Source organism: Acinetobacter sp. CIP 53.82, from assembly GCF_000369465.1.
Lineage (GTDB): Bacteria > Pseudomonadota > Gammaproteobacteria > Pseudomonadales > Moraxellaceae > Acinetobacter > Acinetobacter indicus.
This window is the reverse complement of sequence record NZ_KB850046.1, coordinates 760,604-777,072: the sequence shown is the minus strand read 5'-3', so window position 1 is coordinate 777,072 and position 16,469 is coordinate 760,604. Positions and strand designations below refer to the sequence as shown.

At 45.8% G+C, this 16,469-nt stretch carries 15 protein-coding genes; 5 read left to right on the top strand and 10 right to left on the bottom strand.

Annotated elements, in window-relative coordinates; translation table 11 throughout:
- Window positions 1-102 precede the first annotated feature (102 nt).
- A complete protein-coding gene (locus F905_RS09270; RefSeq protein WP_005180017.1) occupies window positions 103-528 on the top strand; it encodes an RcnB family protein in 426 nt (141 codons plus the stop codon).
- Between the two features lie 147 nt (window positions 529-675).
- Here F905_RS09270 and F905_RS09265 read toward each other — a convergent pair whose 3' ends face one another.
- The 4 genes from F905_RS09265 to F905_RS09250 all read right to left on the bottom strand — a co-directional run bounded on the left by F905_RS09265 (window position 676) and on the right by F905_RS09250 (window position 5,990).
- Window positions 676-1,173 (bottom strand): phosphate-starvation-inducible protein PsiE, encoded by a 498-nt coding sequence (locus F905_RS09265; RefSeq protein ID WP_005180016.1) that lies wholly within the window; start codon window positions 1,171-1,173, stop codon window positions 676-678.
- 151 nt (window positions 1,174-1,324) lie between these two features.
- Window positions 1,325-3,106, bottom strand: a complete 1,782-nt coding sequence (locus F905_RS09260) for an acyl-CoA dehydrogenase C-terminal domain-containing protein (protein WP_005180012.1) — start codon at window positions 3,104-3,106, stop codon at window positions 1,325-1,327.
- A 173-nt stretch (window positions 3,107-3,279) separates the two neighbouring features.
- The gene (locus F905_RS09255; protein ID WP_005180011.1) at window positions 3,280-5,082 is read right to left on the bottom strand and encodes an acyl-CoA dehydrogenase C-terminal domain-containing protein; all 1,803 of its coding nucleotides are present in this window, start codon (window positions 5,080-5,082) and stop codon (window positions 3,280-3,282) included.
- A 296-nt stretch (window positions 5,083-5,378) separates the two neighbouring features.
- Window positions 5,379-5,990: a hypothetical protein gene (locus F905_RS09250; RefSeq protein ID WP_005180008.1), complete on the bottom strand. Its 612-nt coding sequence runs from the start codon at window positions 5,988-5,990 to the stop codon at window positions 5,379-5,381.
- 134 nt (window positions 5,991-6,124) lie between these two features.
- On the opposite strand from F905_RS09250, the gene baeS reads away from it, so the two are divergent.
- The 3 genes from baeS to F905_RS09235 all read left to right on the top strand — a co-directional run bounded on the left by baeS (window position 6,125) and on the right by F905_RS09235 (window position 9,029).
- A complete protein-coding gene (gene baeS, locus F905_RS09245; RefSeq protein WP_005180006.1) occupies window positions 6,125-7,795 on the top strand; it encodes a sensor histidine kinase efflux regulator BaeS in 1,671 nt (556 codons plus the stop codon).
- 15 nt (window positions 7,796-7,810) lie between these two features.
- The gene (locus F905_RS09240; RefSeq protein ID WP_005180005.1) at window positions 7,811-8,497 is read left to right on the top strand and encodes a response regulator; all 687 of its coding nucleotides are present in this window, start codon (window positions 7,811-7,813) and stop codon (window positions 8,495-8,497) included.
- Window positions 8,498-8,762: 265 nt separating this feature from the next.
- The gene (locus F905_RS09235) at window positions 8,763-9,029 is read left to right on the top strand and encodes a hypothetical protein (RefSeq protein ID WP_005180003.1); all 267 of its coding nucleotides are present in this window, start codon (window positions 8,763-8,765) and stop codon (window positions 9,027-9,029) included.
- 69 nt (window positions 9,030-9,098) lie between these two features.
- Here the strand turns inward: F905_RS09235 and F905_RS09230 are convergent, their stop codons facing one another.
- The 3 genes from F905_RS09230 to F905_RS09220 form a co-directional block, all read right to left on the bottom strand.
- On the bottom strand, window positions 9,099-9,479 hold the full coding sequence (locus F905_RS09230; RefSeq protein WP_005180000.1) for an MmcQ/YjbR family DNA-binding protein: 381 nt from the start codon (window positions 9,477-9,479) through the stop codon (window positions 9,099-9,101).
- Window positions 9,480-9,554: 75 nt separating this feature from the next.
- A complete protein-coding gene (locus tag F905_RS09225) occupies window positions 9,555-11,000 on the bottom strand; it encodes a protein adenylyltransferase SelO (protein ID WP_005179998.1) in 1,446 nt (481 codons plus the stop codon).
- A gap of 114 nt (window positions 11,001-11,114) precedes the next feature.
- On the bottom strand, window positions 11,115-12,281 hold the full coding sequence (locus tag F905_RS09220; RefSeq protein ID WP_005179996.1) for an acyl-CoA desaturase: 1,167 nt from the start codon (window positions 12,279-12,281) through the stop codon (window positions 11,115-11,117).
- Between the two features lie 228 nt (window positions 12,282-12,509).
- Between F905_RS09220 and F905_RS09215 the strand changes: the two genes are divergently transcribed.
- Entirely contained in the window at window positions 12,510-13,001 is a 492-nt protein-coding gene (locus F905_RS09215; protein ID WP_005179993.1) for an META domain-containing protein, read from the top strand.
- Window positions 13,002-13,064: 63 nt separating this feature from the next.
- Here the strand turns inward: F905_RS09215 and F905_RS09210 are convergent, their stop codons facing one another.
- The 3 genes from F905_RS09210 to F905_RS09200 form a co-directional block, all read right to left on the bottom strand.
- Window positions 13,065-13,778, bottom strand: coding sequence for a glycerophosphodiester phosphodiesterase (locus F905_RS09210; protein WP_005179990.1), 714 nt, complete (start codon window positions 13,776-13,778; stop codon window positions 13,065-13,067).
- Window positions 13,779-13,923: 145 nt separating this feature from the next.
- Window positions 13,924-14,505 (bottom strand): cob(I)yrinic acid a,c-diamide adenosyltransferase, encoded by a 582-nt coding sequence (locus tag F905_RS09205; protein WP_005179987.1) that lies wholly within the window; start codon window positions 14,503-14,505, stop codon window positions 13,924-13,926.
- Between the two features lie 93 nt (window positions 14,506-14,598).
- Complete coding sequence (locus tag F905_RS09200; RefSeq protein WP_005179986.1) at window positions 14,599-16,443, bottom strand: TonB-dependent receptor plug domain-containing protein; 1,845 nt, start codon at window positions 16,441-16,443, stop codon at window positions 14,599-14,601.
- Window positions 16,444-16,469: the final 26 nt, after the last annotated feature.

The window sequence follows — 16,469 nt, the reverse complement described above, 5'->3', positions numbered from 1 at the left end:
CGCCATTCATCTAAAAAACTTGTATAAAGCATGCATGTTCATTTTTTATCCTTAATCCTGTTTTATAGTAAAATCAATAGGCTGATGTTTGGGAGTCGGGTAGTGAAAAGAATACAAGCAGGTTTATGGTTAGGCATTGGATTGTCTGCCATCTCGACATTATCGCTGGCCGATACCAATCGCTGGGCCAGTTATCAGGGTGTGGAGCGAAAATCGCATGCGCAGCATTATCCACAGCATCGCCCGTCTTATCCGCAGCACAGGCCACCACAATATTATCCGCCCCGTCCGCAATGGGGCCATCAACCGGTACGTCCGGGCATCAGTATTCAATATCAGGCGCCCACCACCATTTACCAGAATTCGCAAAGTTATAGCTGGGTCAATGGTGACCCGAATGTGGCCCGGATTGAAAGCAGTACGCAGACCATCATTACTGACTGGCGCCGTTTAGGTTTGCCGGCTCCGCCAAATGGCAGCTACTGGATTTATGAAAATGGTCGTTATATTTTGGTGCCAAACCGTTAGATCATCCGGAGCGCTCCAGCGCTAAGGAAAACTATTTGAACCAAACTGATGATCCGGTGAATCTTCACTCAAAAATCAGCGCGCCGTAGTGGTATCCAGGCGCGCTTTTTGTTCTTCAGATTTGAATGATGGATGTGATTTTGGTGTTTAGGCCAGTTCATCATCTTCCGGGCGTGGGGTCTTGCCTTGTGGCAACGGTTTTTCACTGTGTTTATCCCGAATTACCGATGGATAATTCCAGGAGGCAAAACGTACCACCAGAATCGCAAAGGCTAGAATCAGAATCGAACCGGTAATAATTACTAGGTCAATATCCGCTTTATGGTCGTGCTGGATATCGGAAATCAGCAGCCGGGTCAGGGCGGTAATGGCAATATAAATCAGGAAGCGTACTGGCATGTGGTTGGTTTTAAAGTAAATACCCACCATGGCACCGAGCTCCAAATAAATGAACAGCAGTAAAATATCATCAATCGTGGCATATTGTTTGACGGTCAGAATATCGACCACGGTATGGCCGGCCGACCAGATCACCATACAGCCAATCACGAACAGGGCAATATAGTGAAAACTTTCAACGGCCAGATTACCCAGCCGGTCGAGGAGGGTTTCTATTTTTTCTACTTTGGGATGCCGTGCTGTCATATGCTCGTCCTGATGATCATGCTGAATGAATGAGAAAAACTCATGCAAAAACTGTGCACAACTACAGGAAAAGTGGTGTAAAAACAGCAGGAAAACATGGATGCTATAAAAAAACGCCTGACAGTGCAGGCGTTTTTGAGAGATAAAAGGCTTAAGCCTGATGAGTGAAATAATCTTCCGAGAATTTCATGATCACATCAGAACCGGCTTTGATACGGGTAATCCGCATTTCCAGCTCTGGCAGAATACGTTGTACAAAGTACAGACCCAGCGCCAGTTTGTTCTGATAGAACTCACCCTGTTTGGCCTGCGCTGCTTGGGTAATACGGGCAAACATATAGGCAAAGCTGAGCAGACCAACCGCGTGTAAATAATCGACTGCTGCTGCATTCGGGAATTCCGCATTTTCAGACGCCGCATTCAGAATGTATTGTGTTACTGATTCGACTTCTGTAGCTGCATCTAAGGTCGCATCTTTAATGAAGTTCAGATCGGCATCTAACTGGTTGGCAAAGTCACGGATTTCAGAAATATATTCTGCAATATAGGCACCCTGACATTTAATGGTTTTGCGGCCAATTAAATCTTGTGACTGGACGCCATTGGTACCTTCGTAAATTTGCGCAATACGTAAATCACGTAAACATTGCTCCATGCCCCATTCACGGATATAGCCATGACCACCGAAGCACATTTGCGCATCCAAGGTTGCCTGGAAGGCGGTATCGGTTAAATAGGCTTTGGCAATTGGCGTTAGCAGCGCCACACGGTCATTGGCTTTTTTCACCGCGTCTGCATCAGTCGAGAATTTGGTGATGTCCAGCTGTTGGCCGACATAGACTGCAAAGGCACGTGATGCTTCGTTGTTGGCACGTACATTCAAGAGCATACGACGTACATCGCCATGCACTAAAATGCTGTCAGCCGGTTTATTTGGTGACTGTACACCGGAAGCGCTGCGGCCCTGTAAACGGTCAGTCGCATATTGCGCTGCATTCTGGTAAGCAAATTCAGAGGCACCTAAGCCCTGAATACCCATTGACAGACGTTCGTAGTTCATCATCACGAACATGGCTGCCAGGCCTTCATTTTCTTTACCAACCAGGTAACCTTTGGCACCATCAAAGTTCATGACACATGTGGCAGAGGCTTTAATCCCCATTTTGTGTTCGATAGAGCCTGGGCCAACGGGGTTACGTTCACCGAGTGAACCATCGGCATTGACCAGGAATTTCGGCACGATAAACAGCGAAATACCGCGTGAACCGGCAGGTGCATCTGGGGTTTTGGCCAGTACCAGGTGAATGATGTTTTCAGCCAGGTCATGATCACCACCGGTAATAAAGATTTTGGTCCCGGTAATGTTATAGCTGCCATCTTCGTTGCGTTCCGCTTTGGTTTTAATAATCCCCAAATCGGTACCGGCATGTGGTTCAGTCAGACACATGGTGCCAGACCATTCACCTGAATAAATTTTTGGTAAATAGGTTTCTTTTTGTTCCTGAGAAGCATAGCTGCTCAGCGCCATACCCGCACCAACTGACAGCAGTGGATACAGCATGAATGACGGGTTAGTAGCAAAAATCATTTCATCTGACAGAACGGTCAGCATTTTTGGCATGCCTTGACCGCCCCATTCTTCATCGGCACCCAGGCCAATCCAGCCGCCTTCAGCATATTGCTTGAATGCTTCTTTAAAACCGGCCGGGGTAGTTACGCTGCCATTGTTATATTGGGCACCTTCTTCATCACCAGTACGGTTTAAGGGCAGGGTAACGTTCTGGGTAAATTTGGCCATTTCTTCAAGAATGGCTTCTGCGGTTGCAGCATCGAGGTGGGCGAGATTTTCGTTATTTTGCCAGAATTGTTCTGCTTGGAAGACATCATTCAGGATGAATTTCATATCGGCAAGCGGTGCGTTATAAATTGGCATAGTTCATTTCACCTGTTTCTTGTTTATTCATAGTGATCAGGTCAGTCTAAACGATGAGATTTCAATTGATTAGACGACGAAAGGTTAATATAGCGCGATAAATAGAGAAAAAGGACCGCCAACAGCTGGCCGTCCTTTTTACATCCATTACAAGTTACTACACATCACGTGCATTAGAAGGCAAAGTGTTCAGCATCAAGTGCCATCAATGGATCCAGGCCAGTCGCAATCACGTCAACATGCGAGCGTACACGTGGCAAGATTTTCTTGAAGTAGAAACGTGCAGTCGTCACTTTAGCATTGTAGAAGTCTACATCGGTGGTGCCCGCTGCAAGTGCTTCTTGTGCGACCAATGCCATACGAGCCCATAGGTAAGCAAGCGTTACATAGCCAGAGAAATACATGTAATCAACTGCAGCTGCACCCACTTCATCAGGGTTTTGCATTGCGCGCATACCAATTTGCATGGTCAGGTCGCCCCACTCTTTGTTTAGAGCAGCAAGAGGTTCAACAAACTCTTTTATTGCAGCATTGTCTTTGTTTGCTTCAACAAACTTATGGATGATTTTGGTGAAGTCTTTCAACATTGCACCTTGTGTACCCAACACTTTACGGCCTAAAAGGTCAAGTGCTTGAATCTCAGTGGTTCCTTCATAAATGGTAGAGATGCGTGTATCACGCACAATTTGTTCCATGCCATGCTCAGAAATGAAGCCATGACCACCGAAGACTTGCACACCATGTTTTGCAGATTCAGAACCTGTTTCAGTTAAGAATGCTTTTGCAATTGGCGTCAATAAAGACAAGATATTGTCAGAGAATTTACGATCTTCTTCAGTTGCACCTTGTTCAACAATATCAGCGTGTAGACACAACAAATACACTAGTGCGCGACCACCTTCTGCAAATGCTTTCTGCGTCAACAGCATGTTACGTACCGCAGGATGCACAATGATTGGATCTGCTTCTTTTTCAGGGGCTTTTGGGCCAGAAAGTGAACGCATTGCCACACGGTCTTTGGCATAAGCCAATGCACCTTGGAAAGAACCTTCAGATGCTGCGAGACCTTGAATTGCAGTACCAATACGCGCAGTGTTCATGAACGTGAACATGCAGTTTAGACCACGGTTTTCAGGTCCAATCAAGTAACCTTTGGCGTTGTCAAAGTTAATCACGCAAGTTGCGTTACCATGAATCCCCATTTTGTGTTCGATTGAACCACAACGAACTGCGTTACGCTCGCCTAAAGAGCCATCTGCATTAACATTGAACTTTGGTACGATAAATAGTGAAATACCTTTGGTGCCTTTAGGTGCGCCAGGAAGACGAGCAAGAACAATATGGACAATGTTCTCAGCCATGTCATGTTCACCTGCTGAGATAAAGATTTTCTCGCCTGTGATGGCATAGCTACCGTCTGATTGAGGCTCAGCTTTGGTGCGAATGATACCTAAATCAGAACCAGCATGTGATTCAGTAAGACACATGGTGCCGGTCCAAACACCTGAAACCAAGTTAGGTAGATAGGTGGATTTTTGTTCGTCTGAACCGTGATGTTCTAAAGTACGTACAGCACCATGAGAAAGACCCGGATACATGCCCCATGCCCAGTTCGCAGTACCCACCATTTCAGAAATCACGTTACCTAAAGATACAGGTAGACCTTGACCGCCATATTGCTCTTCAGCAGACAACGATGGGAAGCCAAGTTCGATAAATTTTTGATACGCTTCTTTAAAGCCTGTAGGCGTAGTAACAACACCATCGTTCCAAGTACAACCTTCACGATCGCCTGATTGGTTGATAGGAGAAAGTTCATTCTCACAGAAATCAGCTGCTGCTTCCAAATATTGGTCAACCAATTCACGGCTTACGTTTTCTTGGAATGCAGGTAACTTTGCATAGTGATCTTCGGCATTTAATAATTCATGCAAAACAAATTGCATATCACGTAGTGGCGCTTTGTATTGTGGCATATCGGGTTCCTCAATACTGGTTTAACCAGCGGTTATAATCCTAAATCAGTGAGTTCACGCGCCTTCACAGGCGCATCTTGAATGTTTTAATCGTGCAACATCTTCTAATTGGGTACAAGCATTTCAATGGCTTTTCTTGGTGACTGTAAAGTCAAAGATTTTTAACTTGAAATAGCTAAGTGTATTGAGTGTAAACAGATTTATCGGTATAGGAAGTGGACAAATAGTCAAAAACGTAAACAGATATGTCCAATAAAAAAGGCGCACCATGCGCCTTTTTTATTTGCTGACTTCGCTTAAGCCACTTTGGCCGGAATGGTCACAGCGGTATTCGGTTTAAAACGCAGGCTGCATTGACCATTGACCGATTTATCCCCCAGTTTAATCTGGACAGTCTGACCGGCTGTTTTGCCGTTACAGGCATTGGCCATAGCCTGTTGACGGGCCTGACGCTGTGCCAGGCGCTGATCATACTGTTTCACCAGTTCGGCACGTTTGGCATCGGTTAAGGCACCCGTCTGAGCAGCATGCTGTTTAAACTGGCGTACATCGCCACGCATTGGACGATGTTCACGGCTGTGTTTAAGCTGCTGGCGTTCCGGCGTAAATATTAGGGTACAGGTCCCATTCACGGTTTTTTCACCGGCTTTGACCTGAACCACCTGTCCGGCAGCTTTGCCTTTACAGGCCGTTTTGATCTGCTGCATCATCTGGCGGCGTTCAGTACGCAGCTGCTGCCATTGTTCACGCTGTTCCGGGCTTAGGCGTGCATGTTTGCCGTGCATGGAATGAGCCATACGGCCTTCACGTTCCGGCGTTGCTGTACTATTGGTTGACTGACAGGCTGTCAGTGTCCCGACACTGAGTAAACCCACTGAAACAAGCGCAATTTTTGTCATCGTTTTCATGATTATTGTCTCCACGCAGAACCGCGATACAGTTATCTTTAACTGTGACAAGAATAAATAATAAAGATGAAGAAACAATGGAGAGTTTTTTCAGACACTGTTCGCTACAATAGTGAAATAAAAGAAAAATTGAGATGAGTGTTTTGAAAATACGCCGGATTCCAATCGCCCTGCGCCTGTTTTTGACTGTGCTATTGACCGCGCTGGTCATTTCCACGGTCAGCCTGTGGGTGCTGCACTGGAATATGCAACGCAATTTCACCAAATACGTGGCCGATGTCGAAATGCAGAAGCTGGATCATGTGATTCATAATCTGGCCGGTGTGTATGGTGTCTATCATGATTGGGGCAATGCCATTCAGGCGCAAATCCTGCAAATTGAAGGACAGGCCGGCCCGGAAGATTATGACCGCCTGTCGCGCTGGTGGTTGCGCCGTCAGTACGATATTGCCTTGCAGCAGCGTTATTTTGAAGAACATACCTTAATGAATGTGGCGCCAACGCTGGCTGAACCAGATCCGCAGAAACGCCAGGCCTCGCAGGAGGAACTAAAATGGCTGGAAATGAATCTGCCTTCCGAGTACCGTCCCTTTGAAGGCCTGAAATTTCCTTTAAGCGCGCAGCAGAATACCACCCGGGTTAATCAGGGCAGTGCCCAGAATCCGCGTCCGAATCAGCCACAATCGGATGGCAAAAAACAGTTTATTTCCATGCCGGACCGTTTGGGTCTTAGCTCGCGTCTGGCTTTATATGATGCCAAACGCCAGTTTGTGGTCGGTGAGCCAGCAGAAGGACAAATGTCGTATCGCCCGATTTTAATGAACAATCAGGTGGTCGGCTATCTGGGTTTAAAACCGGTGCTGGATCAGGATGATGCGCTCAGCATTAATTTCTTTAGCGAACAAAAGCGTTATCTGCTGCTGATTTATGGTCTGTCCTTTATTGCCAGTTTACTGGTGGCCTGGTTATTGGCGACCTATTTTAAAAAGCCGATTCAGCGTCTGCTCAATGGGACCCGTGAACTGACCAAAGGCAATTATCAGTATCAGGTGAAAGTAAACCGTAATGATGAACTCGGTGATTTATCTACAGAGCTGAATCAGCTGGCAGTCATTTTAGATCAGCATGAAACCTCACGCCGGCAGTGGGTGGCTGATACCTCACACGAATTAAAAACCCCGCTGGCAGTGTTACAGGCCCAAATTGAGGCTATGCAGGATGGTATCCGTAAAGCCACACCGGAACACTTAGATGCGATGATGCGTCAGGTCAGCAGCCTGAAAAAACTGACTCAGGACCTGGCTGATTTAGCCCAGGCCGAAGCCATGCAGCTGAAATTCTATCTGGCCTCAATCAACCCTTGGCAGGTGATTGAACAGGAAGTCGAGAATTTCCGGCCGAAGTTTGAACAGGCCGAGTTAAGTGTGCGTCTAGAAGGTGAAGCTGTGCCTTTACAATTAGATATAGACCGCTTTAAACAAATTATGGTGAACTTGATTGCGAACAGTATTCGTTATACTGAGGCCGGTGGGCAGGTTCATATTCATAGTGAGCAGACGGCAACAGAATGGAGTGTCTATGTCGATGACAGTCCATTTGGCCTGACCGATGAACAGCTAGCCCGTTTAGGCGAGCGTTTTTACCGGGTGGATGATTCGCGTACGCGGAGCACTGGCGGTACCGGTTTAGGTCTGGCGCTGTCTGCTAAAATTGCGCAGGCCATGGGTGGCCAGCTGAGTTTTGCGCATTCGCCATTGGGTGGCTTGCGCTGCAAACTGACTTTCCCGATTCCGACCAAACAATAAAAGGAAAAGATATTCATGAAACATGTCATGCTGGTTGAAGATGAAGTTGAACTCGCTCAATTGGTCCGCGACTATCTTGAAGCTGCTGGGTTTGAGGTCAGTATGTTTCATGATGGACAAGAAGCCTATAACAGCTTTTTGCAGCGTAAACCGAGCCTGATGATTCTGGATCTGATGGTGCCACGTATGGATGGTCTGACCATTTGCCGTAAAGTACGTGAGCAGTCTGATTTACCCATTATTATGGTTACGGCGCGTACCGAAGAAATTGACCGGGTATTAGGCCTGAATATGGGTGCAGATGACTATATTTGTAAGCCATTTAGTCCGAAAGAACTGGTGGCACGTGTGCAGGCAGTGCTGCGCCGCTTAGACCGCAAGGCTGAACCGGAAACCAATGATTTATTCCGGATGGATAAAGCCCAGCAACGGATCTGGTATCAGCAAAAAGCACTGAACCTGACCCCGACCGAATTTCGTTTACTGGAACTGTTTTTAGAGCATGTTGGGCAGGTTTATTCCCGTGCTCAGTTGCTGGACCATATTAACCCGGACAGTTTTGATGTTGCAGATCGGGTGATTGACAGTCATATCAAAAACCTGCGCCGCAAGATTTCCGAAGCGGCAGAAACCGGTAATCGTCATGAGTGGATTCAGGCAGTCTATGGGGTTGGCTACCGTTTTGAATATCCGGAAGATTAATTTCATGCGGAGTGAAAAAGCGAATAGATATGTGCCTATTCGCTTTTTTTATGAGAGTAGGTTGTGCAGTATTTAGGGGTAGGATGGTGATAAATCAACAGACTGATCAAGCATAAGACCAAGATAAAAGGGGGGGATTTCTAATATTATAATTTTTAAATGAATTTAATTTTTAACAAGAATATTTTGTAAATTTTAATAAGCCTGAAAATTGAAGTAAATAAAATTCCGGTATAATCCGCAGCCTGCCTTTGGGAATTTTTCTATGCACGTCAATAATGAGCTTGTCGCACGCCTAATTCAGCGCAATATCACCCCCGCGATACACTATTTTGAACAAACCAAGGATAGTTCCCGCCTGGAACATCAGATCAACTTCTGTGTACAGCAGATTATTGTCTGTTTAAATTCTGATACAGTGGCCACCATCAAAGCACTATTGCAGTATTTAATTGCAAAAAGCCAGCACAGCAGTGAACATTCAGGGTGGCGCAAAGCCTTTGAGTTGTTCAATGATAAATATAAAGTTTAATCGCTGATTTTACATACGAGAGACAGGATTAAACTGTGGGCACGATTTATCTCTGTGTTTTTGCCCGAGCTAAACACGCGAGCCTACAGTTTTGAGTAACGCTATACGTTGTCGATCCAGTTTCTTGAGTTTGGACACCACCAACGCATAAGAATTCAGCACTAAATCTTCGATTAAAGCTTCATCCAGCTCTTCATCTTCATACACTGAAATCCAGTGCTGTTTATTCATATGCCAGCCGCTACGAATATACGGATAAATATCACGCAGCATGGCGCCATGATCTGGTGCTACTTTTAAATTAATGGCCGCCTGTCCGTGCAGATGAAACTGCAACATAAAGACTTTATCCAGCACTTTAAACACATCACAACCCTCACCAAAGGGTTGGGTCACTGTGACTTCAGGCAGGGTAGCAGCGGCTGCTGCCGCAAGTGGATGTAAAGCCATACGCAATTTAGGTTGAAGGGCACTTTGTGGATAATGCTGAAATTATCCACAATTTACCAGGCCAATGTGGATAATTTAAGACGAGCAGCTGACCATCACTTCAGGCACATCGCTTGACAATGGCGCTAAATCTTCCGGTTTTTCCAGCGCGGTCTGTCGGGTATAGGGTTGACTGAGCAGGCTAAATAAACGCTCGACTTCAGAAAAATCATCCTGCTCGGCCAGTTCAATCGCTTTTTGCGCCATATGGTTGCGCAGGATGTAATGCGGATTGACGGCGGTCATGGCGGCATCCAGTTCATCCGTATCCTGATGTTCACGAATACGCTCATATTGCGTCAGGAAGGCTTCAAACTGACGGCGGTCCAGGCAGTCATCTTTAATCGTTTCATACTCTTTATTTTGCAGGCGAATAAAGCTCTGGGCGTAATCCAGCTGCTCGCTTTGCAAGATTCTTAGAAAGACCATCGCGCAGTCAAAGCTGTCTTTATGGAAGCTGGGTAAGCCCATTTTCTGGTTTAAGCCATGCTTGTAGTGTTCCAGGAAGGTCGGTTCAAAATGAGTCAAACATTGAGCCAGCTCTGTTTTCCATTGTTCCTGCTCATAGTCTGCCGGACAAAGTGGAATCAGGTTGTTCAGCCAGGTCCACAAGTTCCAGTGTCCAATACTCGGTTGCTGCTGATAGGTATAACGTCCCTGATAATCGGAATGGTTGTTGATCCAGTTCGGGCGAAAGCGCTCCATAAAACCGTAAGGACCAAAATCCAGGGTAGAACCGGTGATATTTAAATTATCGGTATTCATCACTCCATGGGCAAAGCCGACCAGCTGCCATTGGGCAATCATCACTGCGGTACGCTGCACCACCTGGGTGGCAAAAGCTAAAACAGGCTGCTCGGCCTTCAGACATTCCGGATAATGCCACTCGATACATTTCTGGGTAAATTCAGGCAGTAAATCTGGCTGATATTGATTGATCCATTCAAAATGCCCCAGTCGGATATGACAGTCCGAGGTACGTAACATCATCGCGCCCGGTTCCAGTTTTTCACGCTGTACCCCTTGGGTCGATGAAGTAAATCCCACGGCATTACTGGAAGGTACGCCCAAGGCATTTAAGGCATGACCGGCCAGATATTCACGAATCACCGAGCGTAACACCGCGCGGCCATCGCCCATCCGTGAATAAGGGGTAGCACCGGCACCTTTTAAATGCATATCAATGGTCTGCTGATGCTGGTCGATAATCTGGGCGATCAGCAATCCCCGGCCATCGCCGAGCTGACCGGCCCATTGCCCGAATTGATGCCCCGCATAAACCATAGCCAACGCCGGGAATTCGGCAAATGTTTTCTGGCCGCTACAGATTTCGACCCACTGTGCTTTGTCTTCATCTGACCATTGCAGTTCATCGGCCAGTGCTGCATTAAAATGCCCGGCTTTGGCGCCTTTTAAAGGCAGCGGTTGTTGCTGGTGATACAGACGGGAAGGCAGGGTAGGATAGCGCGAGTTAAATTGCATTGCAGAACAGCCATTCAGAACAGGCCTTCACTATAACAAACTTGGCTGGAGAAAAGTGTCGTGTTTCCGAATAGAAAAAGCCTCCATCAGGAGGCTTTTTGCAGGGCTTTGGTATTATTGTGAAACCGGATTCTTTTTCAGGTTACGCATCAGAATGTTCAGGGTTTCCCGATGATGGGTTAGACGCTGTTCTACCAGCTGGAATTCAACTTTTAGCTTGTCATCCATTTGATGGATTTTTTCTGCCACCGCCGATTTCTTGGCCTGAATTTCCTGCTCTTTTAATTTGGCCCAGTCATTTAAGGTGTGGGTAAAGGCTTCATATTCTTGTGCCAGACGCTGTTTGACGCTGCTGATGTCGTCATTGACATTATGGCCATATACTGCCAGGTCCTGCTCGGCATATTTGAACTTCATCGCCAGTTCCGCTTTTTTAATATTAAAGCTTGGAATACGGCGCAGGTTTTTTGCCAGACCCAGTTTCGAACAGCTCCAGATTAACCATTTGGTCGGGTCATATTGCCACCATTTCACGCCATTACGGTAATCGTACTGGAAGATATGGTGATAGTTATGATAACCCTCGCCCCAAGTGGCAATAGCCAGCCAGAAGTTGTCACGCGCCGTATTTTCGTCGGTATATGGACGTTTGCCCCACATATGACACAGCGAGTTAATAAAGAAGGTGACGTGGTGGCTCAGAATCAGACGCATTAAGCCGCCTAAAAGTAAAACACCCCAGATGTCGCCCACAGCCCAGCCAATTGGTAGCAAGATGCCAACATGTACCAGAATCACTAACGGTACATAGTATTTATGCTGGAACATCACCAGTTTGTCATTCAGCAAATCTGGCGCATTTTTATAGTTTGGTTCGGCTGCCGGATAGTCACGCAGCATCCAGCCTAAATGGGCGTACCAGAAACCGTTATTGATCGAATACGGATCTTTATCGACATCATCGACATGACGGTGATGGGTACGGTGACCTGAGGCCCAGAACAGGATACTGTTCTGTACGGCAAAGGTGCCCATAATCATTAAAATGATTTTCAAAGGTAAAGTGGCTTCATAGGCACGGTGCGCCCATAAACGGTGATAACCTGCTGTAATACCCAAGCTGCTAACGCCAAGTAAAACAAACATGCTGATCCAAGCTGCGAGGCTAAAATCATGGTGGTAAGCATATAACGGGATGGCAATGATTGCGACAATTGGCAAGAACACCAGAGCAAAAACGGCAACCCAGTTAATTGGGGCTTTGGGTAGGGGAGCATTCATCTCCAACAGTACTCCTGAAAGCTGGGGAGGTGTAAAGAAGTGCTTAATCCATTACTTTTTGTATGGAATAAGATTTGAGCATATTAGCATGCGCGTTTCGGCGTCACTAGCATTATTGTACAGATGTATTGTACTAAACAGTAACAGAATAAGATTGAAGCTTCATTGATTTTATCGAAGGCTGCGGCATGATAAAGATAAATCCTTGATCAATGCGAAATCAATCACATGAGATACCGTAAAATTAGTTTAATTTTGCCGTATTTGATCGCGGTGGTTTTCATTACGGCCTGTCAAAGCACACCGCCGTCTTCTACAGCCTCCAAAGTCCAGTCACAGCCACGTGCGGTAAAAGCACCGGCAGCGGTTAAACGCAGTAGCGATGGTCTGCAGGATATTCGCTGGGAAATTCAAACCATTCAGGGGAAAAAGGCACGTTATTTTCATGCCAGCCCGTATTTAATGCTCAATTCCCGTTTTCAGAATCTGCAGGGCAATACCGGCTGTAATTCTCTTTTCGGCCGCTATCAGCTGCAGTTCAGTCAGGGCCGTTTAAGCCTGAACAGCCGTGCCACGCATAATAGTTGTGATCATGCGCTGGCGCAGGAAGCCGACTTGATGGATGCCTTGCAACGGGTCAAACGCTTCCAGTTACAGGGTAAAACCTTATATTTGCTGGATGAGCGCGGGCTAATGCTGATTCAGGCCAATCAACGCTAAATAGAAGTTCAATCAATATAAAATCAGCCTGTAACATGCAGGCTGATTGAGCGTCTATTTTTATTAAATATGCTGCATCATTAGTTTTGGAAAATCGGTAATTAATCCGTTAATGCCTAAATCTTTCAGCTGTTTGGCACGTTCTACTTCATTCACCGTCCAGACACTGACCCCCAGTTGTGCTTGCTGGGTGGCCTGAATCATACGCGGGGTCGCCAGTTCATTCATCCAGCCAATCTGGCAGCAGCCAAAGTGCAATGCCTGTTCAATGGCCTGTTCCTGAATATCTTCTTCAATCAGTAAACCGCGCTTAAAGGTCGATTGCTGCGCCTGTAAGGCCTGATGAATTTTCAGGTCAAAACTGGTAATCACAGCAGAATGTTCAAAGCCTTTGAGCTGCTGGTGCAAGGCCAGGGTCAGCTGTTCAGCCTGTGCCTGGGTTTCTACCGCTTTAATTTCAACTTCAATATGTTCAAAGTTCTGGATTAGGGCCAGGGTCTGGTTTAAATACGGGGTGATTTCAAAATTCGACCAGTTTTTCCAACCATAGGCCTGATTATAATGATGTAAATCTTGCGTGCTGCATTCATACAGCGGACGGTCCTGACCGGTGGTCCGGATCAAATGATCATCATGCATAATGACCAGTTGCTGATCTTTGAGCTGACGTACGTCAAACTCGACGGCGCGTACGCCTAAATCCTGAATATACTGAAAACCGCCCAGGGTATTTTCCGGGGCTTCGCCGCGGGCACCACGATGTCCAATTATACGCATAACAGGCTCAGCGTTTGGGGAGGAAGTTTCATTGTGAGCCTTTAAGATGACCGGGATGTGACAGCGCTATTGTGCGCTGATCTTAAATTTATACAAGTCAGATCAGCGCATATTTTCATCAATTTTTTCTATGAAAATGACGGCTTTATTCAATCGTTTCGTTAATATTTTTTTGCCACAGCACTTCAGCGCCGCCTTCACTGCGTTGCAGGGTGCGTGAAGCCACAAATAACCAGTCAGATAAACGGTTTAAGAGCTGCAAAGACGTGGCCTGAATATTCTGGTCACGGCTATGCACTGACATCACGCTACGCTCAGCACGGCGGCAGACAGCACGGGCCTGATGGGCATAGCTACACGCCAAGGTGCCGGCAGGCAGAATAAAGTCCTTAAGCATGGGCAGGGTTTCATTCATCCGATCGATGTCGTTTTCTAGAAACTCGATTGATACCGGTTGTACCAGAGTAAAGCCCGGAATGCAGACTTCACCGCCTAAATTAAATAGCCAGTGCTGAATCAGGCTTAAAGATTTATCCCAGCTGGCTTTGTCCTGAATGGTGCTGGCGGCAATCTGTGCGCGCAGTACGCCAATGGTGGCATTCAGTTCATCGACATCGCCGAGTGCGGTAATACGTAAATCATCTTTGGCAACACGTGAACCATCACCCAGACCGGTGGTGCCTGAGTCGCCAGTACGGGTATAGATTTTACTTAAACGGTGGCCCATAGCTGTTCCTTGAATTTTTAATCATGTGAATATAAAAAGGATCATGCCACAGTCACGACATGATCCTCAAAATTTATATGTCCTTTGGGGCGTTTAGTATTTAACCGTTACGCCGACAGAGGCGAGGCGGCCGCCGTTGATGTAGTAACTACCACTACCATAGGCTGTACGATATTTACTATCACTAACATTTTGAATATTGGTAAATAATTTGATGGCTGGATGAAGTTGGTAATAGCCACTCATATCTACATTGAAATGGCCTGGAATTCTGACATCATCATAAGCACTGTTATCTGAAGATGAGTTCGCTGTTAAAGTGGTAGATAAGCCAAACTGTTCTTCAGCCCATCCTAGGGTAAGGGTTGCTTTCTGGCGTGGTCTACGGCTTAAGTCTTCACCGGTAGTATCATCTTTGGCCCGTACATAATGGTAGCCTGTTTTAATAAAAGCATGTGGGGCTTGCCAATTCAGATACAGTTCACTACCTTCAAAAATTGCACGATCCAGGTTTCTAAAACTGTAGCCTGTCGCTTCTGTGGCATCAATTAGATGATCTACCTGATTTCGATACAGGGTAATGCCTGTTGTCAAGCCATGATTGAGCTGTTGATCTAGGCCAATTTCGAAAGAAAGACTTTCTTCAGGTTTTAAATTCGGATTGCCGGATGAGCTATAAAGTTCGTTTAGGTTTGGTGATCGGAAAGCCGTTCCAACATTGGTATAAAGGCTGGTTTGAGGCAGAAGTTGGTATCGGGCTGCAGCCTGGCCGATAGTATGTGTACCATATTTTTCATGATCTTCAACACGGATACCTACTTGGGTATTCAGTGTATTGGTCTGATATTGATGCTGGAAATAATAGCCCAGTGAATCTAGATCAGTTTCATATTTTTGACCATAAGACAGCACATTACCCTGAATATTTTGATGTTGTGTACCAATTAGAATTTGCTGGGCAGAGTTAAGCTGTAATTTTGCATATAATTCTGCTTCTCGAGTTTGACTGGAAGCAAAGTCAAACTGTCCCATAAAATTAGGATCATTTTGATATAAGTCATCTTGGAACTGGGAAAGGCGAGCATTCAGTTCAAGTTGTGGCTTTAATTTTACATGACCTTTTAGATTAATAATTTCTGTTTCAAAGTCCTGATTATTTAGAGCACCAAAATTATCATATTTAATATTTCCCTCATTTTGCTGATAATCCAGAGAAACAGCATAGTTTTGTTGATCTACACCAAGTTTGGCGCTATAGCCTTTCTGATCAAAAGCAGCAGTTTCATGACTGGTTTCTTTAATTTTTGTCCCATCTGTTTCTAAACGCTGGCCACGAATTTGAGCATAAAATCCCTGTTCTGCCAGATCAGCACCGATAACAGTTTTATAGGTAGAATTTTCACCCACTTCAGTTGTTAGCAAGGCTTGGTTTTTTTCAGGTGTTTTTGAAACCATTTGAATGACACCACCAATTGCATCTGTGCCGTATAGAACAGATGCAGGGCCTTTTAGAACTTCAATTTGTTGAATATCGGTGGTATCTAAGAAAGATAAAGAGGCCATACCTGAAGAGGCTGTATTTAGACGGATGCCGTCACGAAGTACGAGTGTATGGTTAGAGTTGGTTCCGCGGGTAAAAATTGAAGACACTTGCCCAAAACCGCCCGATTGCACCATATTGATGGATGCATCGGACATTAAAAGATGGGGGAGTTCGGCAATTGGAGATTGCTCTAATATGTGTGGCTCAATAATTGAAATCCGCGCAGGCACATTGCCAATCTTCTCTTCAGAACGAGTAGCTGTAACCACCAAGGTATCCAGGGCCGCATTGACGGCAGGTTGCTCTTGAGACTCCGTAGCAAAGACAGAAGTTGAAAACCCCATCGCAAGAGCGATTGCACCTACCAAGGCAGTAGGTTGAAATTGAATAGACATGATATGTGCTCCATACATTCACCCCA